At 69.1% G+C, this 21,077-nt stretch carries 18 protein-coding genes, 2 tRNA genes and 1 riboswitch; of the genes, 3 read left to right on the top strand and 17 right to left on the bottom strand.

The genetic code is table 11. The features are described 5' to 3' along the window. Window positions 1-2: 2 nt before the first annotated feature. Complete coding sequence (locus EDC29_RS00620; protein ID WP_132228154.1) at window positions 3-1,016, bottom strand: amino acid ABC transporter substrate-binding protein; 1,014 nt, start codon at window positions 1,014-1,016, stop codon at window positions 3-5. Window positions 1,017-1,755: 739 nt separating this feature from the next. Between EDC29_RS00620 and rpoH the strand changes: the two genes are divergently transcribed. Continuing rightward, window positions 1,756-2,595 (top strand): RNA polymerase sigma factor RpoH, encoded by an 840-nt coding sequence (gene rpoH, locus EDC29_RS00615; protein ID WP_123139228.1) that lies wholly within the window; start codon window positions 1,756-1,758, stop codon window positions 2,593-2,595. 120 nt (window positions 2,596-2,715) lie between these two features. On the opposite strand, the gene EDC29_RS00610 is transcribed toward rpoH, so the two are convergent. The 6 genes from EDC29_RS00610 to EDC29_RS00585 all read right to left on the bottom strand — a co-directional run bounded on the left by EDC29_RS00610 (window position 2,716) and on the right by EDC29_RS00585 (window position 6,842). Beyond that, a tRNA-Phe gene (locus tag EDC29_RS00610) sits at window positions 2,716-2,791 on the bottom strand. A gap of 397 nt (window positions 2,792-3,188) precedes the next feature. Continuing rightward, the gene (locus EDC29_RS00605; RefSeq protein ID WP_123139229.1) at window positions 3,189-3,461 is read right to left on the bottom strand and encodes an oxidative damage protection protein; all 273 of its coding nucleotides are present in this window, start codon (window positions 3,459-3,461) and stop codon (window positions 3,189-3,191) included. Between the two features lie 40 nt (window positions 3,462-3,501). Further along, a complete protein-coding gene (gene mutY, locus EDC29_RS00600; RefSeq protein ID WP_123139230.1) occupies window positions 3,502-4,584 on the bottom strand; it encodes an A/G-specific adenine glycosylase in 1,083 nt (360 codons plus the stop codon). Next, window positions 4,581-4,898 (bottom strand): putative signal transducing protein, encoded by a 318-nt coding sequence (locus EDC29_RS00595; protein ID WP_123139231.1) that lies wholly within the window; start codon window positions 4,896-4,898, stop codon window positions 4,581-4,583. Before EDC29_RS00595 ends, mutY begins: the two co-directional genes overlap by 4 nt. A 14-nt stretch (window positions 4,899-4,912) precedes the next feature. After that, window positions 4,913-4,986 (bottom strand) — tRNA-Gly (locus EDC29_RS00590). A 32-nt stretch (window positions 4,987-5,018) separates the two neighbouring features. Further along, the gene (locus EDC29_RS00585) at window positions 5,019-6,842 is read right to left on the bottom strand and encodes an AMP-dependent synthetase/ligase (RefSeq protein ID WP_123142309.1); all 1,824 of its coding nucleotides are present in this window, start codon (window positions 6,840-6,842) and stop codon (window positions 5,019-5,021) included. Window positions 6,843-7,176: 334 nt separating this feature from the next. Here EDC29_RS00585 and EDC29_RS00580 point away from each other — a divergent pair, with 334 nt between their 5' ends. After that, entirely contained in the window at window positions 7,177-8,241 is a 1,065-nt protein-coding gene (locus EDC29_RS00580; protein WP_132228152.1) for an efflux RND transporter periplasmic adaptor subunit, read from the top strand. After that, window positions 8,234-11,491: an efflux RND transporter permease subunit gene (locus EDC29_RS00575; protein ID WP_132228150.1), complete on the top strand. Its 3,258-nt coding sequence runs from the start codon at window positions 8,234-8,236 to the stop codon at window positions 11,489-11,491. The genes EDC29_RS00580 and EDC29_RS00575 overlap by 8 nt, the downstream gene beginning before the upstream one ends. Window positions 11,492-11,803: 312 nt before the next feature. Here EDC29_RS00575 and moaD read toward each other — a convergent pair whose 3' ends face one another. The 10 genes from moaD to EDC29_RS00525 form a co-directional block, all read right to left on the bottom strand. Further along, window positions 11,804-12,058, bottom strand: coding sequence for a molybdopterin converting factor subunit 1 (gene moaD / locus EDC29_RS00570; protein WP_123139235.1), 255 nt, complete (start codon window positions 12,056-12,058; stop codon window positions 11,804-11,806). A gap of 7 nt (window positions 12,059-12,065) precedes the next feature. Continuing rightward, window positions 12,066-13,307 carry a molybdopterin molybdotransferase MoeA gene (locus tag EDC29_RS00565; protein WP_132228148.1) on the bottom strand — a complete coding sequence of 414 codons (1,242 nt, stop codon included), beginning with the start codon at window positions 13,305-13,307 and terminating at the stop codon, window positions 12,066-12,068. Window positions 13,308-13,315: 8 nt separating this feature from the next. Further along, on the bottom strand, window positions 13,316-13,846 hold the full coding sequence (gene moaB, locus EDC29_RS00560; RefSeq protein ID WP_132228146.1) for a molybdenum cofactor biosynthesis protein B: 531 nt from the start codon (window positions 13,844-13,846) through the stop codon (window positions 13,316-13,318). 451 nt (window positions 13,847-14,297) lie between these two features. Beyond that, window positions 14,298-14,672 carry a diacylglycerol kinase gene (locus EDC29_RS00555; RefSeq protein WP_123139237.1) on the bottom strand — a complete coding sequence of 125 codons (375 nt, stop codon included), beginning with the start codon at window positions 14,670-14,672 and terminating at the stop codon, window positions 14,298-14,300. Continuing rightward, complete coding sequence (gene gcvPB, locus EDC29_RS00550) at window positions 14,662-16,137, bottom strand: aminomethyl-transferring glycine dehydrogenase subunit GcvPB (protein WP_123142313.1); 1,476 nt, start codon at window positions 16,135-16,137, stop codon at window positions 14,662-14,664. Before gcvPB ends, EDC29_RS00555 begins: the two co-directional genes overlap by 11 nt. An 89-nt stretch (window positions 16,138-16,226) precedes the next feature. After that, entirely contained in the window at window positions 16,227-16,724 is a 498-nt protein-coding gene (gene tpx / locus EDC29_RS00545) for a thiol peroxidase (protein ID WP_132228144.1), read from the bottom strand. Between the two features lie 42 nt (window positions 16,725-16,766). Beyond that, window positions 16,767-18,137, bottom strand: a complete 1,371-nt coding sequence (gene gcvPA / locus EDC29_RS00540; RefSeq protein WP_132228142.1) for an aminomethyl-transferring glycine dehydrogenase subunit GcvPA — start codon at window positions 18,135-18,137, stop codon at window positions 16,767-16,769. Window positions 18,138-18,246: 109 nt separating this feature from the next. Further along, window positions 18,247-18,639 (bottom strand): glycine cleavage system protein GcvH, encoded by a 393-nt coding sequence (gcvH, locus tag EDC29_RS00535; protein ID WP_132228139.1) that lies wholly within the window; start codon window positions 18,637-18,639, stop codon window positions 18,247-18,249. Window positions 18,640-18,726: 87 nt separating this feature from the next. Beyond that, on the bottom strand, window positions 18,727-19,821 hold the full coding sequence (gcvT, locus tag EDC29_RS00530) for a glycine cleavage system aminomethyltransferase GcvT (RefSeq protein ID WP_132228137.1): 1,095 nt from the start codon (window positions 19,819-19,821) through the stop codon (window positions 18,727-18,729). A gap of 185 nt (window positions 19,822-20,006) precedes the next feature. After that, window positions 20,007-20,097, bottom strand: a riboswitch (glycine riboswitch). A gap of 80 nt (window positions 20,098-20,177) precedes the next feature. Next, window positions 20,178-20,720 carry a zinc ribbon-containing protein gene (locus EDC29_RS00525; RefSeq protein ID WP_005221914.1) on the bottom strand — a complete coding sequence of 181 codons (543 nt, stop codon included), beginning with the start codon at window positions 20,718-20,720 and terminating at the stop codon, window positions 20,178-20,180. Between the last annotated feature and the right edge of the window lie 357 nt (window positions 20,721-21,077).

Raw genomic sequence — 21,077 nt, 5'->3', positions numbered from 1 at the left:
CGTCAGCGGCTCGGCGGCGCGTAGAGGATGCCGCCGTCGCGCCAGAGCGCGTTGAGGCCGCGCCTGATCCCGAGCGGCGAGTGAGCGCCAAGGTTACGCTCGAACAGCTCGGCATAGTTGCCGACCTGGACGATGATGCGCTGGCGCCAGCCCGGTGTCAGACCGAGTCGGGCGCCGATCCGGGCATCGTCTTCCGGTGACGGCATGGTCGTGGGCAGCTCCGTCGTGGGCGTGATGAGGCTGTGGCTGTCGATGCCTTGCTCCTCGGCATCGATCAGTACGAACAGCGTCCAGCGCACGATGTCGAACCAGCGTCGATCGTCGTCGCGTACCGCCGGCGAGAGCGGCTCCTTGGAGATCACCTCGGGGAGAATGCGATGCCCGCTGTTGCCCTGTGGCAGCATCGAGCGTATCGCGAACAGCTGCGACTGGTCGGTGCTCAAGACCTCGCACTGGTGATCCTGATAGGCCTGGGTGGCGCTGCGGCTATCGGCGCTGATGACGAGCCGCGCGCGCATCCGGTGGCGCGCGAGATAGCCCCTGATATTGCCCGGCCCCGTGCCCCCGGCAATCACGCAGATCGACTGATCGTCGAGTTCGAGGGCGCTGTGGACGGGGCTGTCGTCATGGACCATGAAGCCCTGACCGTCGTGATAAAGGATGCCGACGAAGGTGATGCCGGGCTCGGTATCGCGCGTCAGGGTCCAGGTGGTGTTGCGCGCCAACAGGTCGAACTCGCCGTCGCGCAGGCGTGCGAGACGGTCGTTCGGCGAGGTGGCGACGAAGCGCACGCGCCGGGCATCGCCGAGCGTGGCGGCGGCCACCGCGCGACAGAAGTCGACGTCGAGTCCGTGCCAGTGGCCGTCGGCGTCGCGGTACGACAGCCCTGGTACATCCTGATTGACCCCGCAGCTTAGCTCGCCGCGTGCGCGGACCTCGTCGAGGGTGTCGGCGCTCCCCGGGGCGAGGATGGTGGCGAGGATCAGGCCGATGAGCCATTGCTGTCGAATCCGCATCGCAAGTCTCCGCTGGACGGTCGCTCGGAGGAGGTCTTCAGCGTCCGGACCGACGATCGCCTGGGCGTCCGGAGCGGGTCGCTGTATCCGCTTGCGGCGAGCCTGACGGCGCCGGCCGTTGTCGACGCGTCGCCGAGCAGGCCATCACCACCGGGTGCGAGCCGTCTGGTGGCTGAGTGTGGGCGTGGACGGCGATCTTCGGGCGGTGGCCAGCGACCACCGGGCAGGGTGGCGCGGATCGGTCCATGTCTTCAGCAAGCAGCCACGCCGATGCCATGGGTTGGGGGCCTCTCGTTGTCTGGCATCCGCATCCTTTCTCCGGTCTGGATGTGACCGACTATCTTTTCAGTATCGTCCTCGCGGCGCAATGCCCAGGGCTCGCCCGAGGCTGTTTGCAGCCTAGCGACGAAGAACCACTGTTCAGGTTTTGTCCAACCTTTGAGAATCTCCTCGGCACCCTGTCATCTCGCGATGGAGCGACTTGGGTTGCCCTTGGTTGATTTGTTCAAGTAACTGTTTTTAAAAAATAAAAAATCAGTTATCAGCTTCGCCTATGGTTGTTATCGAAAGATACGATCCCTAATTAACCGCTCGGATCTTGTCCCTATGCCGATGCTTGCCTAGAGTCTGATTGAACTTTTGTCGTGCTCCTGTCTCCAAATCCGCGGCAAAAGTGCTGGCATATTCCTTAGCGTACTGCTAGGATAATTATCCAAGCTTACAACTCAGGTATTGGACTATGGCGAAGGATCTCACTCTCGTGCCTACTGGCACCATCGATGCCTACATCAGCGCCGCGTACCAGATCCCAGTCCTGACCGCAGAGGAAGAGCGCTCCCTGGCCGTGCGGCTGCGCGATCATGGGGATGCCCATGCCGCCAAGCGGTTGGTGACCTCGCACCTGCGCTTCGTGATCCGCATCGCTCGCGGCTATCTCGGCTACGGTCTGCCGTTGCCCGACCTGATCCAGGAGGGGACCGTGGGCCTGATGAAGGCGGTGCGTCGCTTCGAGCCCGACATGGGGGTGCGTCTGGTCTCCTTCGCGGTGCACTGGATCCGCGCCGAGATCCACGAGTACATCCTGCGCAACTGGCGCATCGTCAAGGTCGCCACCACCAAGGCTCAGCGCAAGCTGTTCTTCAACCTGCGTAGTGCCAAGAAGCGTCTGGGCTGGTTCACCCGTCAGGAGGTCGAGGACGTGGCCGCCGATCTCGGGGTCAAGCCGGAGACGGTGTTGCAGATGGAGTCGCGTCTGGCCAACCAGGACCTGTCGTTCGACGGTCTCGACGACGATGACGACGACGCCCCCTCGGCGCCCTCGACCTATCTGCCCGACAACAGCATGGAGCCGGGCCGGTTGCTCGAACGCGAGGACTCCGAGCGCAATCAACGCGAGCGTCTCTATGCCGCACTCCAGGGACTCGATGAGCGCAGCAAGACCATCCTGCGCGAGCGCTGGCTCTCCGAGCGCAAGCAGACCCTGCACGAGCTGGCCGAACAGTTCGGCGTCTCGGCCGAGCGCATCCGCCAGATCGAGAAGAACGCGATGAAGAAGCTGCGCCTGCAGTTGGAGATATGATGAGCCCGGGCGCGCTGGATGCGCGCAGCCCTCACCGAGGCCCGCCAAGTGCGGGCCTTTTTCATGGTGGGGAGAACGAAAAAGGCCCCGTCGACGGACATCGACGGGGCCTTTCGAAGATGGTGCCCAGGGACAGAATCGAACTGCCGACACGGGGATTTTCAATCCCCTGCTCTACCAACTGAGCTACCTGGGCAGGTAGTTCGTGTGCAAGCATGCTGCTTGGCTTGAGCGCAGTATTAAACCAACGGAATTTTGGTCCGTCAAGTCTTTTTCAAGCTCTCAGCCGCCAGCCGCCAGCCGCCAGCCGCCAGCCGCCAGCGGATTGAACCGCAAAGCCGCGAAGGACGCGAAGAAGGAAAGAGCTTCCGGCGATCAGCCTCCCGCTGCCAGTGGCTGTCTGCCTTCGAGTGTTGGCACGCCACCCAGTGTGCCGACAGTGAATGGAGCGTGGCGCTATCGTCGAGGGCGTCCCTCCACTGGCGGCTGGCAGCTTGAATCACTTCGCGCCCTTCGCGCCTTTGCGGTTCAATCTCCTGGTCGCTGGTCGCTGGTCGCTGGTCGCTGGTCGCTGGTCGCTGGTCGCTGGTCGCTCAACTGCCTGGCGGCACGTACCCCTCGGGCAGTTCGGCGCCGTCGCCGAAGAAAAAGTGTTCCATCTGGGTCTCGAGGAAGCGGCGGGCCTTGGGGTCCATCGGGCTCAGTCGGTTCTCGTTGATCAGCATGGTCTGGTGACGCAGCCACTCCTGCCAGGCCTGTTTCGAGACCTGTTCGAAGATGCGTGCGCCCAGCGGGCCCGGGTAGGGTTGGCGATCGAGTCCCTCGGCCTCCTGGCCGAGTCTCACGCAGTGCACGGTACGGCTCATGCTTGGCTCCTGTTGCTGCGGGTGCCGGAGGGCGCGTCGTTCAGTCTTGGTCGAGGATGCTCGCCACCGGCGCCGGCAGGCCGAGCGTGGCGCGCTCCTCGGGACCGACCCAGCGGCGATCGGCCTCGTTCACGGTCGTGGCCGGGGCCGACAGCCGGAGCTGCACGACCTCGATCTCCAGCACGAAGTGAGTAAAGGTGTGACGGCGTCCACGCAGGGTTTCAACCGTGTCGGGGGTGCTGTTGAAGCGCGCCAGGCACCAATCTGCCGGGTCGTGCCCGGGGTCGGTCTCGGGCAGGCTCCAGAGCCCGCCCCAGATACCGCTCGCGGGACGGCGCTCGAGCAGGACGGCGCCGGTGTCGTCGCGGACCACCAGCATCCGGGTGCGGCGTTCGGGCAGCGTGCGCCGCGGGCGCGGGGCCGGCAGCTCGCGCTGGCGCCCCTGGTGCAGGGCCTGACAGCGCGCGGCGAGCGGGCAGCGCGCGCAGTCCGGGGTGGCACGGGTACAGCGGGTGGCGCCGAGGTCCATCATCGCCTGGTTGTAGGCGCCGGTGCGCTGGTGCGGGGTGCAGCGCTCGCTGAGTTGCCACAGCCGCTTGAGCACCGCGCTCTGTCCCGACCAGCCGTCGACGGCGAAGCAGCGCGCCAGCACCCGCTTGACGTTGCCGTCGAGGATCGGATGGGGCTGGCCGTCGGCGAGCGAGAGGATGGCGCCGGCGGTGGAGCGACCGATGCCGGGGAGCGCCTCGACCGCCGCCAGGGTGTCGGGGAAGCGCCCGCCGTGGCTCTCGACGACGGTGCGCGCGGCGCGGTGCAGGTTGCGCGCGCGGGCGTAGTAGCCGAGCCCGGACCACAGCGACAGCACCTCGTCGAGCGGGGCTGCGGCCAGGCTCGACAGGTCCGGAAAGCGCGTCATGAAGCGCGCGAAGTAGGGGATCACCACCGCCACCTGGGTCTGCTGCAGCATGATCTCCGAGACCCACACCCGGTAGCGGGTCGGCTCGTGCTGCCAGGGCAGGTCCTTGCGTCCGTGCCGGTCGAACCAGTCGAGCACGGCGGCGGCGAAATCGGCGGGTGACCAGGGGGCGGGCGGCTCGCTGGCGAAGAGGTCGGGTGTACTCATTCGGGGTAGGGGGTCGCGCAGTTCCAACACAGGGCGAATCCGGCCTCGACCTGCTCGCCGCAGTGCGGGCAGGTCCAGGCCGGGGTCGGGTGGCCGCCGAGTCCCTCGCGCAGGAAACGCGCGAGTACGGCCTCGGCACGCTCACGATCGTCGTCGTCGATGAGCCAGAGGGTCGGATGGATGTCGAGCGGCAGCTCGCCCGCGGCACCGGCAAGGGCGTCGCCGAGGATGACGGTACGGATCAGATGGCGATCGAGCAGATCGTGGAGGAGCTGTGCCTCGATGCGGTCGCCTGCTTGATAGAGTGGACGCATAGAGGACTGGGGAGTGGAGCGGGTGATGGGAATCGAACCCACGTCATCAGCTTGGGAAGCTGAGGTTCTACCATTGAACTACACCCGCATTCGTCCCCGATTGTATGCGTTCAGCCCCGCTCAGGCAAGCTCCGAGTCCTTGTACATGTGCTCGATGGCGTCCTGGTAGCGCTCGATCACCTTGTTGCGCTTGACCTTGAGGGTCGGTGTGAGCAACCCGTTCTCGATGGTCCAGGGCTCCAGGGTCAGGGTGACGCGCCGGATCTTGGCGTAGCCCGGGAAGTCGCGCAGCGCCGTGCGGATACGCTTGACCGCCTCCTTGTGCAGCTTGGCGTTGGCGAGGCTCGTCGGGTCCTCGGGATCGAGTCCGAGTTCGAGCGCCAGCCCCGGCCAGAGATCGGGGTTGAGCACCAGCAGCGCGCTGAGATAGGACTGCCCCTCGCCGAGTACCACCACCTGATCGAACAGCGGGTCGAGCGCGATGGCCAGTTCCATGTCGCCGGGCGGCACCTTCTCGCCGTTGGAGAGCACCAGGATGTCCTTGATGCGCCCGGTGATATGGATGTGGTTGTCCTCGATGCGCGCCTGGTCGCCGGTGTGCAGCCAGCCGTCCTGGGCGAGCATCTTGGCGGTGGCGGCGTGGTTGTTCCAGTAGCCGAGCATGGTGTTGTCGCCGCGCACCAGCAGCTCGTTCTCCGGGCCGATGCGCACCTGCAGCCCGCGCAGCGGCACGCCGACGCTCGCCGGAATGTTCGACTGCAGGGTGTTGAAGCTGATCACCGGGCTGGTCTCGGTGAGGCCGTAGCCCTGCAGCAGCGGCACGCCGAGACCGATGAAGGTGCGCGCGACCTCGGTCGACAGCGGTGCCCCGCCGCTGACGGTGGCGCGCAGCCGACCGCCGAGTCGCTGCTGGACCGGGAGCGCGACCTTGCGTCGCAGCAGCGGCCAGACGAGCAGCCAGGGGTGCCAGCCGGCGCGGCCCTGCTCGTGCTCGAAGGCGCGCCAACCGGCGGCCACCGCGGCATTGAACAGCCAGCGTACCGGCTTGGGCCGCTTGTCGAGCTGATCGAGGATGCGCTGATAGACGCGCTCGAACACCCGCGGCACGGCGATCATCGCCGTCGGGCGGATGGTCTGCAGGTCCTCGGCGAGCTGGCCGATCGAGCGCGCATAGGCCACCCGTGAGCCGGCCATCATCGGCAGATAGTAGCTGCCGGTGCGTTCGAGCATGTGCGAGAGCGGCAGGAAGGAGAGGAAGACGTCCTCGCCGTAGACATCGATCTGGGTCAGCGCGCCGTGGGCGTTGCTGAGGATGTTGCGGTGGCTGAGCATCACCCCCTTGGGACGACCCGTGGTGCCCGAGGTGTAGACGATGGTCGCCAGCGCGTCGGGGTCCCCCTCGCGCGGGGTCGGCGCCGGGGCCGTGGCCGGCAGCCAGTCCTCGGCGACCACCACGCGGGGGTCGGCCGCGGCGCAGGCGCGCGAGGCCTCGCTCGCCTCCAGCAACACCACCCGCAGCGGCCAGGGCGAGTCGCCGATGGCCTCGGCCAGACGACGCCAGCGACCGAGATCCTGCACCAGCAGCACCTTGACCGCGGCATCGTTGAGGATGTAGGCGGCGTTGTCGGCGCGGTCGTCGGTGTAGAGCGGGACCGTGACCAGACCGAGTCCGAGCGCGGCCTGGTCGAACATCACCCACTCGGGACAGTTGCGCAGCAGGATCGCGACCCGGTCGCCGGGCTCGAGCTGCTCGTCGGCGAGCGCCTGACGCCAGCGCGCCGTCGCCTCACCGACCTCGGCCCAGGTCAGATCCTTCCACCCGCTGGCGCGCTCGAAATGGGTGTAAGCGACGCGCTGTGGTGAGCGTGCCACCCGTTGCAGGAAGAGCCCGTCCAGGGTTCTTGCTCGGTCGATCGGGATCAAATCCTCGGACCATCGGCTCACGAAACTGCCCTCTCCGCCGTGTTGCTGTCTGGATCGGATGGTCTGGCGTCGACCGTCCGTCTGGATGCGCTCGAGCCCGTGGACCGATCGGTGCGTGCGAGCGGTCGGCATCGCTGCCGCCCCTTGGGGCGGAGCTGCTCGACCCGAGCCGGGCTACGGTATAAAGGCCGTCACCGATTTGCAATCTTTCCGCGCCCCTGATCGTCTCGTCTCGCCGCCTGATTACGCCATACTTGGGGCGGGCTGCGGCGAGGTCATGTGTTGGGAGTTGTTGAAAGGTCAACTGCGCCGCAAATATAATAAAATTCTAATATTTTGACGATTCCGACTCCCCATGCGTACCATCCGATTGATTACGGCGCTCGCCGCACTCGCCCCCGGCCTGCTCCAGGCCGCCGATAGCCCCTCTCTCGAGACCGCGGTCGCCGAATACCGCACGCTGCCGCGCGAGTACCGTCTCGACGGCATCGTCGAGGCGGTCAACCGCACCACGGTCTCGGCTCAGACCCAGGGTCGGGTCGAGGAGATCACCTTCGACGTCGACGACTATGTCGAGCAGAACAGCGTGGTCGCCCGTATCAAGGACACCGAACATCGCGCCAAGGTCGCCCAGGCCGCCGCCGACCTCAAGTCCGCCTCGGCGCGGCTGCTGCAGGCGCGCGAGGAGTTCGAGCGCATCCAGGGCCTCTATGCGCGCAAGAACGTCTCCGACTCGGCGATGGACAAGGCCACCGCCGATCTCGCCGCCGCCCAGGCCGAGCTCGACTCGGCCACCGCGCGGCTCGAGCAGGCCCAGGAGCAGCTCGACTACACCCAGATCCGCGCCCCCTATTCGGGCATCGTCACCCACCGTCACGTCGAGATCGGCGAGACCCTGTCGCCGGGACAGCCGGTGATGACCGGCATCTCGCTCGACCAGCTGCGGGTGATCGTCGACGTGCCGCAGAGCGCGATCGCCTCGGTGCGTCGCGAGCCGCAGGCCCGCGTCTATCTGCCCGACGGCGAACGGGTCGAGACCGATCGCATCACCGTCTTCCCCTTCGCCGACCTCGGCTCCAATACCTTCAAGGTGCGTATCGAGCTGCCCGAGGGCACGCCGTCGCTGTTCCCCGGCATGTTCGTCAAGACCGGTTTCGTGGTCGGGGTGAAGGACGAGCTGGTGGTGCCGCGCGCGGCGGTGGCGCGTCGCTCCGAGGTCACCGGGGTCTATGTGGTGACCGCCGACGATCACCTGATCCTGCGCCAGATCCGGCTCGGTCGCGAGCTCGACGACGTGGTGGTGGTGCTCGCCGGGCTGAACGCCGGCGAGCGCGTCGCCCTCGATCCGATCGCCGCCGGGGTTGCGATCAAGGCCCAGGCCGAGGCACGACGTGCGGCCGTGGAGGCCGACCATGACTGAGCCGGCGCGACAGGGGCTCGCGGGCGCCATCGCCGCGCGCTTCCAGAACAGCGAGATCACCCCGCTGCTCGCGTTGCTCGGGCTGCTGCTCGGGCTGTTCGCGATCCTGGTGACCCCGCGCGAGGAAGAACCGCAGATCGACGTCACCTTCGCCGACGTCTTCATCCCCTATCCCGGTGCCTCGGCCAGCGAGATCGAGCACCTGGTCTCGGGTCCGGCCGAGCAGGTGCTCGCCGAGATCCAGGGCATCGAGCACATCTACTCGGTCTCGCGCCCCGGCATGGCGGTGCTCACCGTCCAGTACGAGGTCGGCGAGGACAACACCGACGCGGTGGTGCGGCTGTTCAGCAAGGTGCTGTCGAACCAGGACTGGCTGCCGCAGAACCTCGGCGTCGGCAGCGCGATCGTCAAGCCCAAGGGCATCGACGACGTGCCCATCCTCACCGCCACCCTGTGGTCGGACGACCCCGCCGTCGGCGCCTTCGAACTCGGCCAGGTGGCGCATGCCATCGAGCAGGAGATCAAGCGCGTCCCCGGCACCCGCGACGTCTACACCGTCGGCGCCGCCGATCAGGTGGTGCGGGTGCTGCTCGACCCGCAGGCGCTGGCCGGCTACGACATCGATCTCGACGACCTGCGCCGCTCGCTGCAGGCCGGCAACACCACCAGGGACAACCTCACGGTGACCGCCGACAACCGCGAGCTGCTGGTGCAGGCCGGCACCTTCCTCACCAGCCCGCAGGAGATCGCCGATCTGGTGGTCGGGCTGCACGCCGGGCGTCCGGTCTATCTGCGCGATGTCGCCCGGGTCGAACTCGGGCCGCAGCAGCCGACCACCTCGGTGCGTATGGGCGCCGCTCTCGGCGCCACGCACACCGGGCTGGAGCTGGCCGGCAGCGTGCCGGCGGTGACCATCGCGGTGGCCAAGCTCCCCGGCATCAATGCCGTCGACGTCGCCGGGCGGGTGACCGAGCGGCTCGAGCAGCTGCGCGGCATCTTCATCCCCGACGGGGTGGAGTTCAGCATCACCCGCGACTATGGCCAGACCGCCGACTACAAGGCCAAGAAGCTGATCACCAAGCTGATCTTCGCCACCAGCTCGGTGATCCTGCTGGTGTGGCTGACCATCGGTTGGCGCGAGGCGGTGATCGTCGGCGCGGCGGTGATCGTCACCCTGGCGCTGACCCTGTTCGCCTCGCTCGCCTGGGGCTTCACCCTCAACCGGGTGTCGCTGTTCGCGCTGATCTTCTCGATCGGTATCCTCGTCGACGACGCCATCGTGGTGGTCGAGAACATCCACCGTCACATGGCGCTGCACGTCAGCGGCACGCGCCGACGCCTGCTCGAGCTGATCCCGGGCGCGGTCGACGAGGTCGGCGGACCGACCATCCTCGCCACCTTCACGGTGATCGCGGCGCTGCTGCCGATGGCCTTCGTCAGCGGCCTGATGGGCCCCTACATGAGCCCGATCCCGATCAATGCCTCGATGGGCATGCTGATCTCGCTGGTGGTGGCCTTCGTCTTCACACCGTGGATGACCAACGCCATGCTCGCGCGTCATTACGACGCCGACCCGCAGGCCGCGGCCGGTCATCAGGAGGAGGGCGCGGCTGGCGCTCGACTGGCGCGCTTCTTCACCTGGATCATGACGCCCTTCCTCGAGGGCCGGCGCGGCTGGCGCAACCGCTGGTTCCTGCTGTTCGGCATCTTTGCGCTGATCGCCGCCTCGGTGAGCCTCGCGGTCAACCGCACCGTGATCCTCAAGATGCTGCCCTTCGACAACAAGAGCGAGTTCCAGGTGGTGCTCGACATGCCCGAGGGCACCAGTCTCGAGCACACCGCCCAGGTGCTCGCGGAGATGGGCGACTATCTCTCCGGGGTCGAGGAGGTCACCGACTTCCAGTCCTACGCCGGCACCGCTGCGCCGATCAACTTCAACGGTCTGGTGCGTCAGTACTATCTGCGCGAGGGCGCGCATCTCGGTGATCTGCAGGTCAACCTGGTCGATGTGCACCATCGTGATCGCCAGAGCCACGAGATCGCGCTGGCGTTGCGCCCGCCGCTGCAGGAGATCGCCGAACGTCACGGCGGAGTGGCCAAGATCGTCGAGATCCCGCCCGGTCCGCCGGTGCTCTCGCCGCTGGTCGCCGAGGTCTACGGGCTCGACTATGCCGGTCAGATCAAGACCGCGCGGGCGGTGCGGGCGCTGTTCGAGTCGACCCCGGGCGTCGTCGACGTCGACGACTCGGTCGAGTACCCGGCCACCAAGCTGGTGGTGGTGGTCGATCGCGCCAAGGCCGCGCGGCTCGGGGTGGCGCAATCGAGCATCGCCCAGGCGCTGGCGAGCGTGCTCGACGGCGACGACATGAGCTATCTGCACGGCGCCGGGGTCAAGTACGCGGTGCCGATCCGCGTCGAGTACAGCGAGGCCGACAAGGCCGACGTCGAGCAGGTGCTGGCGCTGCGGGTGCGTGCAGAGAGTGGGGCGCTGGTGCCGCTCTCGGAGATCGTCGAGGTGGTCGAGACCGAGCGCGAGCACAGCATCTACCACAAGGATCTGCTGCCCGTGGTCTATGTCACCTCGGACGTCGCCGGGGCCACCGACAGCCCGCTCTACGGCATGTTCGCCATCTCCGCGGCCCTCGATGAAGAGCTTGGGCTCGAGCAGTGGTTCCTGCAGCAGCCGGACAACCCCTACGAGTACAGCCTCAAGTGGGACGGCGAGTGGCAGATCACCTATGAGACCTTCCGCGACATGGGCGCGGCCTATGGCGTCGGCCTGATCCTGATCTATCTGCTGGTGGTGGCGCAGTTCCGCAGCTATCTGGTGCCGCTGGTGATCATGGCGCCGATCCCGCTGACCATCATCGGGATCATGCCCGGGCACGCCCTGCTCGGCGCCCAGTTCACCGCCACCTCGATGATCGGCATGATCGCCCTGGCCGGCATCATCGTGCGCAACTCCATCCTGCTGGTCGACTTCATCAACCAGCAGGTGCGCGAGGGCAAGGCGTTCGCCACCGCGGTGATCGACTCGGCGGTGGTCCGTGCCCGACCGATCGCGCTCACCGCGGTCGCGGCGATGGCCGGCGCGGCCTTCATCCTCGACGACCCGATCTTCTCCGGGCTGGGGGTGTCGCTGCTGTTCGGCCTGTTCGTCTCCACCGTCCTCACCCTGGTGGTGATCCCGGTGGTCTACTACGGCGTGATGCACAAGCGCGTCGAGTGGATCCGCCGCGCCACCGGCTGATCGTCCCGCCAACTGCCGGTACGTCGGTTGGGTTGCCAGGGCGGCAACCCAACCAGCGGTCCGCCTCCAGCTACCAGCTACCAGCCGCCAGTTGTTGGTGGTGTCCGAGTGAGGATGCCCTCTGGTGGCTTTCCCTGACCTGCTCCAATGGGGGAAGAGTCCGACCTCGCCGTCGGCGTCGTCGATCCCGGGATCGGTGGGGCTGGTTGTGTGCCATCAGCGACCAGCTCCCAGCATCCAGCTAACAACCGTCGGTCATGTGCGCGTGAGGTGCCTGCTGGCGGCTGAAAGCTGGCAGCTGATGGCTGGTCGCTACCCCCCCGTCACCGGCGGGAAGAGCCCGATCTCGTCGCCGTCGCTGATCTCGGTCTCGGCGCGGGCGAGGGTGTGGTTGCGCGCCATCATCAGCCGCGGGGTGGCCTCGAGGGCCTCGCGCCAGGGGGCGCCGCGCGCGCTCAGGTGCGTGACCAGCGCGCCCAGGGTGTCGACCCCGGCGGGGAGTTCGATGCGCTCCTCGTCGCGACCGATGCGTTCGCGCAGGCTGGCGAAGTAGCGGACGTGGATCATCGCGCCCTCAGTGCAACAGCTCGGTGAAGGGGATGAACTCGACCGGGTCGCCCGGGGCGATCGCCACCCCGGGGGCGAGGTCGATCAGTCCGTCGGCCCACACCAGCGAGCGCAGCGAGGCCGAGGAGCGGCTGGCGAAGACCTCGACCCGGGGTTGTCCGCTGTCGTCCTCGACCAGCCGGGCACGATGGAACTCGCGGCGCTTGTCCGGGCGCGGCCAGGCGAAGGCGGCGGGCAGGCGTTGCCGACGCGGCGCGAGGTCGCCGCCGACGCCCTGCATCCGCAGCACCAGCGGGCGCACCAGCAGCGCGCAGGTGACGAACAGCGAGACCGGGTTTCCGGGGCTGCCGAAAAACGGGGTGTCGCCGATCCGCCCGAAGGCCACCGGCTTGCCCGGGCGGATCGCCACCTGGTGCAGCGCGAGCGTGCCGATGCGCTCGACGGCCGGGCGTACATGATCCTCCTCGCCGACCGAGACCCCGCCGCTGGCGATCACCAGGTCGGCCGCGTCGGCGCTGCGGGCGAGCGTCGCGCAGGTCGCCTCCAGGTCATCGGGAATGCGCCCGAGATCGATCACCTCACAGCCGAGCGCGGTGAGCATCGCCCCCAGGGTGAGACGGTTGGAGTCGTAGATCTGGCCGGGGCCGAGCGGGGCGCCGGGCGCGACCAGCTCGTCGCCGCTGGCGCAGATCGCCACCCGTAGCCGGGGCCGCACCATGAGTTCGGCCAACCCCAGACTGGCGGCGAGCCCGAGGTGCTGAGGGCCGAGCCGGGTGCCGGCGGCGATCACCTCGGTGCCGGCGGTGAAATCCTCGCCGGCGCGGCGGATGTTGCCGCCCGCCTTGCACTCGGGCGGGATGCGCACCCGCTCGCCGTCGCGCTCGCACTGCTCCTGCATCACCACGGTGTCGGCGCCCTCGGGCACCGGGGCGCCGGTGAAGATCCGCGCCGCGCTGCCCGGCGCGAGCGGCGCGCCGACCGTGCCGGCGGTGATGCGCTGGCCGATCGGCAGCCAGCCGTCTGCGGCGGCGGCGAGGTCGGCATGGCGCAGCGCATAGCCGTCCATCGCGCTGTGGTCCCAGTGCGGGACCGCCAGCGGGCTGCGCAGCGGTGCGGCGAGCACCCGACCGAGCGCGGCGGCGAGCGCCACCGGCTCGCTGGTGCTGGGTGTCGGCGCCTGTTCGAGCAGCCGCGCGAGCGCGGCGTCGAGTGACAGGGCGCGGGGAGAGGCGGGACAACTGGCGGACATCGCGGACCTCAACGTTCGTGGAGACGTGGCAGCAGCTGGGCGAAGTTGCAGGGGCGGGTGCGGCGATCGAGCTGGGGGGCGAGGATGCGCTCCCAGGCGGTGCGACAGGCCCCGGTCGAGCCCGGCAGGCAGAACAGGAAGGTGGCGTTGGCCAGCCCGGCGAAGGCGCGCGACTGCAGCGTGGAGGGGCCGATCTCGGCGAGCGAGTAGTGACGGAACAGCTCGCCGAAGCCCTCGATCTCCTTGTCGAGCAGTGGGCGCAGCGCCTCCGGGGTGCTGTCGCGGCCGGTCACCCCGGTGCCGCCGGTGCTGATCACGACATCGACGGCGGGGTCGGCGATCCACTGCGAGACCTGGGCGCGCAGTCGGTAGATGTCGTCGGCGACGACACAGCGCGTCACCACCTGGTGCCCGGCCGTGCGCGCGGCCTCCTCGAGCAGCGCCCCCGAGGTGTCGCTGGCGAGGTCGCGACTGTCGGTGACGGTCATCAGCGCGATGCGCAGTGGCAGGAACTCGGGCGATCCGGTCGTCTGGGACATGCGGACTCCTTGCGGGCTCAGTGATCCGAGACGGGCGTGTACACGCCACGCGTCGAACCATCATCGCCGCCCGCTGCGGGGCTGGCAAGGGGGTGTCAGCTACCAGCCGCCAGCCGCCAGCCGCCAGTCGCCGGGGCTGATGGCTGGGCGCTGGCGGCTGGATGTTGATTCGAACCGCAAAGACGCCAAGCGCGCGAAGCAAGGATGTTTCGGCTGGGTGGCCGCTTCAGGCAATCGAGCGTCGTTTGCGCCAGCCGTCAGCCGCCAGTCGTCAGCCACCAGCCGCCAGTGAGGCGCGGCGGTCCGCTGCCGCTCATGGTCGCTACCCGCGGACGCCCGCTGGGGAGCGTCGCTTGAATCAGCCGCCAGCCGTCAGCTCCCAGCCACCGGTCTCGATGGCTGGCGGCTGGTATCTGGCCGCTGGCGGCTTAGGTCACTCTGGCCGCTGCGGTCAAAAGAGCTTGGGCACCAGCAGCAGGGCCCAGATCACCACGCACAGGGTGATGCTGGAGAACACCGCCGCCGAGGCGATGTCCTTGGCGCGTCCCGAGAGTTCGTGGCGCTCCGTGCCGATGCGGTCGACGTTGGCCTCGATCGCCGAGTTGAGCAGCTCGACGATCGGCACCACCAGCAGGCTGCCGACGAGCAGGGCGCGCTCGACCGGGGTCTCGCCGAGCCACAGCCCGAGCGGGACCAGCGGGATCAGCAGAAACAGCTCCTGGCGGAACGCCTCCTCCAGCTCGTAGCAGGCGCGGAAGCCCTTCATCGAGTAGCCGAAGGCGCGTACCACCCGGCGCCAGCCGAGGTTGCCGCCGTTATTGGCCATCGCCGCCCCCGTCGGCCTGCTGCGGGGTCCAGGCGAGGTCGAGTTGGCGCGCCGCGCGCACGTCGTCGAGACGGCGCCGCGGCATGGTGTAGGGCGCGCCCTTGAGCTTCTCCGGGTCCTCCTGGGCCTCGCGACGGATCGCGATCATCGCCTCGACGAAGCCGTCGAGCGACTCCTGGGTCTCGGTCTCGGTCGGCTCGATCAGCAGGCACTCGGGCACCAGCAGCGGGAAGTAGGTGGTCGGGGCGTGGAAGCCGTAGTCGAGCAGCCGTTTGGCGAAGTCCATCGCGGTGACGCCGTACTCCTTGGCCTCGCGCTTGAGGGTGACGATGAACTCGTGGCTGGCGCGCCGCTCCGGGTAGGCCAGCTCGAAGCCCGCCTGCTGCAGCCGCGCCATCAGATAGTTGGCGTTGAGGGTGGCGAAGTCGGCCACCCGCGCCATGCCCTCGCGTCCGAGCATCCGCGCGTAGACATAGGCGCGCAGCAGGATGCCCATGTTGCCGCCGAAGGCGGTCATGCGACCGATGGTCTCGGGGCGGTCGGCCTCGGTCAGCCAGCGGTAGTCGTCGCCCTCGCGCTCGACCAGCGGCACCGGCAGATAGGGTGCGACCCGCGCCGAGACGCCCACCGGACCCGCGCCCGGACCACCGCCGCCGTGCGGGGTGGAGAAGGTCTTGTGCAGGTTCATGTGGATGACGTCGAAGCCCATGTCGCCCGGACGCACCTTACCGAGGATGGCGTTGAGGTTGGCGCCGTCGTAGTAGAGCAGGCCGCCGGCGTCGTGGACGATGCGGGCGATCTCCTCGATGTTGCGATCGAACACCCCGACGGTGCTCGGGTTGGTGAGCATGATGCCCGCCGTCTGCGGTCCCACCGCCGCGCGCAGCGCCTCGACGTCGACGTCGCCGTCGGGGCCGGTGGGGATCTCGCGCGCCTGGTAGCCGCACATCACCGCCGAGGCCGGATTGGTGCCGTGGGCGGCATCGGGGATCAGCATCTCGGTACGGGCGTGATCGCCGCGCGCGAGGTGATAGGCGCGGATCATCGCCACCCCGGTCAGCTCGCCCTGGGCGCCGGCGGCGGGCGCCAGCGACACCGCGCTCATCCCGGTCACCGCCTTGAGGATCTCCTGCAGGTCGTGGAGACAGGCCAGCACCCCCTGACCGTGCTCGACCGGCGCCAGCGGGTGACGCTCGGCGAAGCCGGGCAGCGCGGCCAGGCTGTTGCACACCCGCGGGTTGTATTTCATGGTGCAGGAGCCGAGCGGGTAGAAGTGGGTGTCGATCGAGAAGTTCTGCTGCGACAGCCGGGTGTAGTGACGCACCACCTGCAGCTCGGAGACCTCGGGCAGCCGCGGACGCGCGCGGCGGCGCAGCGCCTGCGGGATGTCGCTCGGCTCTGGGGTGTGGCTCGGGGCCAGGACGTTGGCGCGTCGTCCGGGGCGGGATTGGTCGTGGATCAGCATGGCGATAGGGTCCGTCGGGTGGTGCGGCCCGCGCGGGCGGGCCCGGGAGCTGGGGCCGCGCCGCACCTCGGGGCGCGGCGCGGGTCGGTTCAGAGCGCGGCGAGGGCGGCCGCGTAGTCGGGTTCCTCGGTGATCTCGGGGACCAGCTGGCAGTGGATCACCCGGTCCTCGGCGTCGAGCACCACCACGGCGCGGGCACAGACCCCGGCCAGCGGACCGTCGGCGATCAGCACCCCGTAGTCGCGCGCGAACGCCTGCGAGCGCATCAGCGACAGCGGGATCACGTTGTCGATGCCCTCGGCGCCGCAGAAGCGGCCCATGGCGAACGGCAGGTCGGCCGAGATCACCAGCGCCACGGCGTCGTCACGCTCGGCCATGGCGGCGTTGAAGCGCTGGGTGGAGAGCGCGCACACCGGGGTGTCGAGGCTGGGGACGATGTTGAGCAGCTTCTTCTTCCCGGCGAAGTCGGCCAGGGTGCGATCGTTGAGGTCCTTGTCGACCAGGGTGAAGTCGGGGGCCTGCTGCCCGACGGCGGGCAGGGTGCCGGTGAGGGTGACGGGCGAGCCTTGCAGTGCGGTCTGTGCCATGGGTGATGTCTCCGCTGCGATGGGGAATCCGTGGCCGGGCGTTCAGCCGGCCTCGAGGATCTCGGCGAGGGCGCTGGCGTAGCGACGCATCTCCTCCTCGCTGCGCTGCTCGGTGGCGCACACCAGCAGTGCGTCGTCGAGTTCGGGATAGTCGGCGCCGAGGGCGAAGCCGCCGAGCACGTCGGCCTCGGCGGCGAGCCGTCCGAGCACCTCGCGCGGCGCGCGCGGCAGGCGCAGCGCCTGTTCGTGGAAGATTGCGCCGGTGAACGCCGGCTCGACCCCGGGGAGGGCGCAGAGCCGCTCGACGAGCCCCAGGGTGTTGGCGTGACAGGCGCGCGCGACCTGCTCCAGCCCCTCGGCGCCGAGCAGCGCCAGGTGGATGGTCGCGGCGGTCACCATCAGCCCCTGGTTGGTGCAGATGTTGGAGGTCGCCTTGCTGCGGCGGATGTGCTGCTCGCGTGCCTGCAGGGTGAGGGTGAAACCGGGCTTGCCGTCGGCATCGAGGGTGCGCCCGACGATCCGTCCCGGCAGCTGGCGCACCAGCGCCTGCTTGCAGCAGAGGAAGCCGGCGTAGGGCCCGCCCGAGGACAGCGGCATGCCGAACGGCTGGGCCTCGCCGCAGGCGATGTCGGCGCCCGCAGCGCCCCACTCGCCGGGGGGGGTGAGCAGCGCCAGGGCCAGCGGGTTGACCACCGCCACGGCCAGGGCGCCCTGCTCGTGGGCCCAGTCGGTGAGGGCGTCGACCGTCTCGAGCACGCCGAAGAAGTTGGGCTGGTTGATCACCACCGCCGCCACGCCCTGGTCGCCGGCGAGCGCGGTGCAGCGCTCCACCGGGGTCTGGCCGCTGGCGGCGTCGAAGTCGACCTCGACGAGCTCCAGCCCCTGCGGCTCGACGATGGTGCGTACCGTGCTCCGGTACAGCGGGTGCAGCGCGCGCGGGATCAGCACGCGCCTGGACTTGCAGCGACGGTTGGCGCGCACCGCCATCAGCAGCGCCTCGGCGAGCGCGGTGGCGCCGTCGTAGAGCGAGGTGTTGGAGGCGTCCAGCGCGGTGAGCGCGGTCATCATCGACTGGAATTCGTAGAGCACCTGCAGCGTGCCCTGGCTGGCCTCGGCCTGGTAGGGGGTGTAGGCGCTGTAGTACTCGCCACGGGTGGCGATCTGCCACACCGCCGCCGGGATGTAGTGATCATAGGCGCCGGCGCCTATGAAGCAGGCCGGCTGCTCGTCGGTCTGGGCGCGCAGGCGCATCAGCCGGGTGATCTCCTGCTCCGAGAGCGCGGGCGGGATCTCGGCGCGCTCGCCGCTGCGCAGCGCCGCGGGGATCTCGTCGAACAGCGACTCGATCGAGGGGGCCCCGATGGCCTGGAGCATCGCGGCGACGTCGTCGTCGGTGTGGGGGATGAAGGGCATGATCTGGATTCCGGGGCCCGCGGCGCGGGCGCGTCTGCCTTGAACGGGACCAGCGCGCGCCGCGCGCGCCGGGCGAGGTGCCGGCCCCGATCGGGGCCGGTGGCTGGGCTCAGTCCTCTTCCTCGAGCACCTTGGCGTAGGCCGCGGCGTCGAGCAGGGCGTCGAGCGCAGCGGCGTCGCTCGGCGCGAGACGGAAGATCCAGCCCTCGGCGTGCGCGCTGGCGTTGAGCAGCTCGGGGGCGTCGCCGAGCGCCTCGTTGGCCTCGACCACCTCGCCGGCGAGCGGGGCGTAGATGTCGGAGGCGGCCTTCACCGACTCGACCACGGCGCAGGCCTCTGCGGCGGCGACCTGGCGTCCGACCTCGGGGGTCTCGACGAAGACGATGTCGCCGAGCGCCTCCTGGGCGTGATCGGTGATGCCGACGGTGACGGTGCCGTCGCCGTTGTCGCGCACCCACTCGTGGCTCTTGGTGTATTTCAGATCGGCGGGGATGTCGCTCATTGGGGGTTCTCCGTTGCGGTCTGCACGCAGACGCTCGATGTCATGGCTGCCGGGAGAGACCCGGCAGGTTCGGATAGGGGTCGGGGTTCAGGCGAGGTCGATCAATGCCTTGCCGTGACGCGCGAAGGGCGGTTTGACCACGCGCGCGGGGACGGCCTTGTCGCGGATCAGCACCGCGCAGCGCTCGCCGATCGTCGGGGCGACGCGCGCCAGCGCGATCGAGCCGCCGAGGGTGGGGGCGAAGCCGCCGGAGGTGATCTCACCGTCGACTTCGCCGTCGATCAGCACCTGCTGGTGGCCGCGCAGCACGCCGCGCCCCTCCAGCACCAGACCGACGAAGCGGCGCAGTCCGCCGCGCTCGCGCTGCGCGCTGAGCGCGGCGCGACCGATGAAATCGCGCTCGGCCGGCTCCCAGGCGACGGTCCAGCCGAGCCCGGCCTCGAGCGGGCCGGTCTCCTCGTCCATGTCCTGACCGTAGAGGTTCATCCCCGCCTCGAGACGCAGGGTGTCGCGCGCGCCCAGGCCGCAGGGCTGTACCCCGGCCTGCTCCAGCGCCTGCCACAGCGTGGCGGCCTCGGTGGCCGGGAGCATGATCTCGAAGCCGTCCTCGCCGGTATAGCCGGTGCGCCCGACGAACCAGTCCTCGTGTTCGGTGGCGAAGAAGGGGGCGAGCGCCTGTGCCTGCTCGGCCAGCGGCGCGGCGAGCAGCGGGAGGGTCTTGGTGCGGGCCTCGGGGCCCTGCACGGCGATCATCGCCAGGTCCTCGCGCGGCCGGATGTCGACCGCGAAGCCGGCGCGTTGTTGCGCCATCCAGTCGAGGTCCTTGGCGGCGGTGGCGGCGTTGACCACCAGGCGATAGTGCTCGGGGCCGCGCAGATAGACGATGAGGTCGTCGATCACCCCGCCCTCGGGGTTGAGCATGCAGCTGTAGAGGGCCTTGCCGGGCTGGGTGAGACGGGCGACGTCATTGGCGAGCAGGTGGCGGAGGAAGTCGCGCGCCTGTACACCCTCGATGTCGACCGGACGCATGTGGGAGACGTCGAACATGCCCGCGGCGCGGCGCACCGCGTGGTGCTCCTCGAGCTGGGAGCCGTAGTGCAGCGGCATGTCCCAGCCGCCGAAGGGGACGATGCGCGCGCCCAGACGCACGTGCTCTGCAAACAGGGGGGTACGTGATCCCATTCGACTCTCCGCTAGACTGTTCGGGGTGCCGCGCGCGCGGCCATGATAACGACGCCGCGGGTCAGTTCGACCCACGGCATCGCCCCTCTGTCTTAGACCTGAGAGTTTGCTGACGGTGACCGGGTGGTTCCGCCGCTGCCCCGTCGGTGGGCCGCGCCTGTGGCGGCCACTCTCCAGAGTCGGTCCTCGTTCCCGCAGTCCTTTTGCCTGAGCGATTCCGGGCGATGTTGCGCCTTCGGCGCCGGCGAAGCTGCCGGTCTCTCCCGCGGGACATGACACGAGCGGCCACTATAAGCGCGCCCCCGGTCGATTTCCAGCCCCGCGCGCGGGCTCGCACCCGCGCGCGCCTTGGTGGTTCAGCCCTGCTGGTCCTCGCGTCCGACCGGGTTGCGGCGGAAGCTGGTGGCGCCGCACTCGGCGCAGGGCGGGATGCGACCGGCCTTGACGAAGTGGGTCTCGGCGCCGCACTTGTCGCACACCAGGGTGCCGGGGCCGGTGATCTCGCCGGCCTGGTAGAGGCTCATCCGGCGCGCCGTCTCGGCGATCTGCGCGAGCTGCAGCCGGGTCTGGTCGGCGACCTGGCTGAAGGCCTCGAACAGCCGTCGCTCCATCAGCTCCAGATCGAAGCGCCACCAGTCGCGGATGTCCTGGCCGGTCTCGGCGACGAAGCCGGCGGCGTCCTCGATGTCGCGACGGATGTAGTCGGCGACGCGCTGCGCCTCCTCGCGGCTGAGTTCGCCGAGTTCGACCAGGTTGTCGCGGGTCTTGTCGAGCACCTCGCGCAACCGCGGTGCCGTCTCGTTCTGCGCCTGCTCGATCGCCTCGTGGGCGTCCTCGAGCATGCGCTCGTAGGCGCGCACCAGCCGGTCGTCCTTCGGGTTCCTGTCTTGATCGCTCATGATCTGTCTCTCCAGTGGTCCACCGGACCATCTTGGGCCGGCATCGGCCCGGGGCGAAGACAGCGGGCATCGGGCGACACCCGGTGTGGATCGCGTCGACTCCAGCATAGCAAAAGGGCGCTAGCGGGACTCGGCGGGCGCCGATCGCCAGCCACCAGCCGCCAGCCACCAGCTGCCAGTGGGTGGGGGCTGCGAACGACCGCGCGGGACGGATGGGGTGCGTAAACGGTGACGGGGGCAGGGTCGAGCCATGAAGAATGCTTGAGGCGAAGGGGAACGTCTTCGAGGGGGGGGCAGTGGACGAGATGATGCCGGCGTGCTTACGGATTAGCGGGGCAGCCAGAAAGCCTTGCCAAG

The sequence above is a fragment of the Marichromatium gracile genome (assembly GCF_004343155.1).
Lineage (GTDB): Bacteria > Pseudomonadota > Gammaproteobacteria > Chromatiales > Chromatiaceae > Marichromatium > Marichromatium gracile.
The sequence above is the reverse complement of the archived record's forward strand: the minus strand, read 5'-3'. Positions and strand labels throughout refer to the sequence as shown.

Excerpts from the sequence above, each read along its gene's own strand:
- moaB (WP_132228146.1), bottom strand. The coding sequence starts at position 13,846 with ATGTCCCAGACGACCGGATCGCCCGAGTTCCTGCCACTGCGCATCGCG.
- tpx (WP_132228144.1), bottom strand. The coding sequence starts at position 16,724 with ATGGCACAGACCGCACTGCAAGGCTCGCCCGTCACCCTCACCGGCACC.
- EDC29_RS00620 (WP_132228154.1), bottom strand. The coding sequence starts at position 1,016 with ATGCGGATTCGACAGCAATGGCTCATCGGCCTGATCCTCGCCACCATC.
- gcvT (WP_132228137.1), bottom strand. The coding sequence starts at position 19,821 with ATGGGATCACGTACCCCCCTGTTTGCAGAGCACGTGCGTCTGGGCGCG.
- gcvPB (WP_123142313.1), bottom strand. The coding sequence starts at position 16,137 with ATGCTGATCCACGACCAATCCCGCCCCGGACGACGCGCCAACGTCCTG.
- EDC29_RS00555 (WP_123139237.1), bottom strand. The coding sequence starts at position 14,672 with ATGGCCAATAACGGCGGCAACCTCGGCTGGCGCCGGGTGGTACGCGCC.
- EDC29_RS00525 (WP_005221914.1), bottom strand. The coding sequence starts at position 20,720 with ATGAGCGATCAAGACAGGAACCCGAAGGACGACCGGCTGGTGCGCGCC.
- EDC29_RS00580 (WP_132228152.1), top strand. The coding sequence starts at position 7,177 with ATGCGTACCATCCGATTGATTACGGCGCTCGCCGCACTCGCCCCCGGC.
- mutY (WP_123139230.1), bottom strand. The coding sequence starts at position 4,584 with ATGAGTACACCCGACCTCTTCGCCAGCGAGCCGCCCGCCCCCTGGTCA.
- moaD (WP_123139235.1), bottom strand. The coding sequence starts at position 12,058 with ATGATCCACGTCCGCTACTTCGCCAGCCTGCGCGAACGCATCGGTCGC.
- EDC29_RS00565 (WP_132228148.1), bottom strand. The coding sequence starts at position 13,307 with ATGTCCGCCAGTTGTCCCGCCTCTCCCCGCGCCCTGTCACTCGACGCC.
- gcvH (WP_132228139.1), bottom strand. The coding sequence starts at position 18,639 with ATGAGCGACATCCCCGCCGATCTGAAATACACCAAGAGCCACGAGTGG.
- gcvPA (WP_132228142.1), bottom strand. The coding sequence starts at position 18,137 with ATGCCCTTCATCCCCCACACCGACGACGACGTCGCCGCGATGCTCCAG.
- EDC29_RS00595 (WP_123139231.1), bottom strand. The coding sequence starts at position 4,898 with ATGCGTCCACTCTATCAAGCAGGCGACCGCATCGAGGCACAGCTCCTC.
- rpoH (WP_123139228.1), top strand. The coding sequence starts at position 1,756 with ATGGCGAAGGATCTCACTCTCGTGCCTACTGGCACCATCGATGCCTAC.
- EDC29_RS00605 (WP_123139229.1), bottom strand. The coding sequence starts at position 3,461 with ATGAGCCGTACCGTGCACTGCGTGAGACTCGGCCAGGAGGCCGAGGGA.
- EDC29_RS00575 (WP_132228150.1), top strand. The coding sequence starts at position 8,234 with ATGACTGAGCCGGCGCGACAGGGGCTCGCGGGCGCCATCGCCGCGCGC.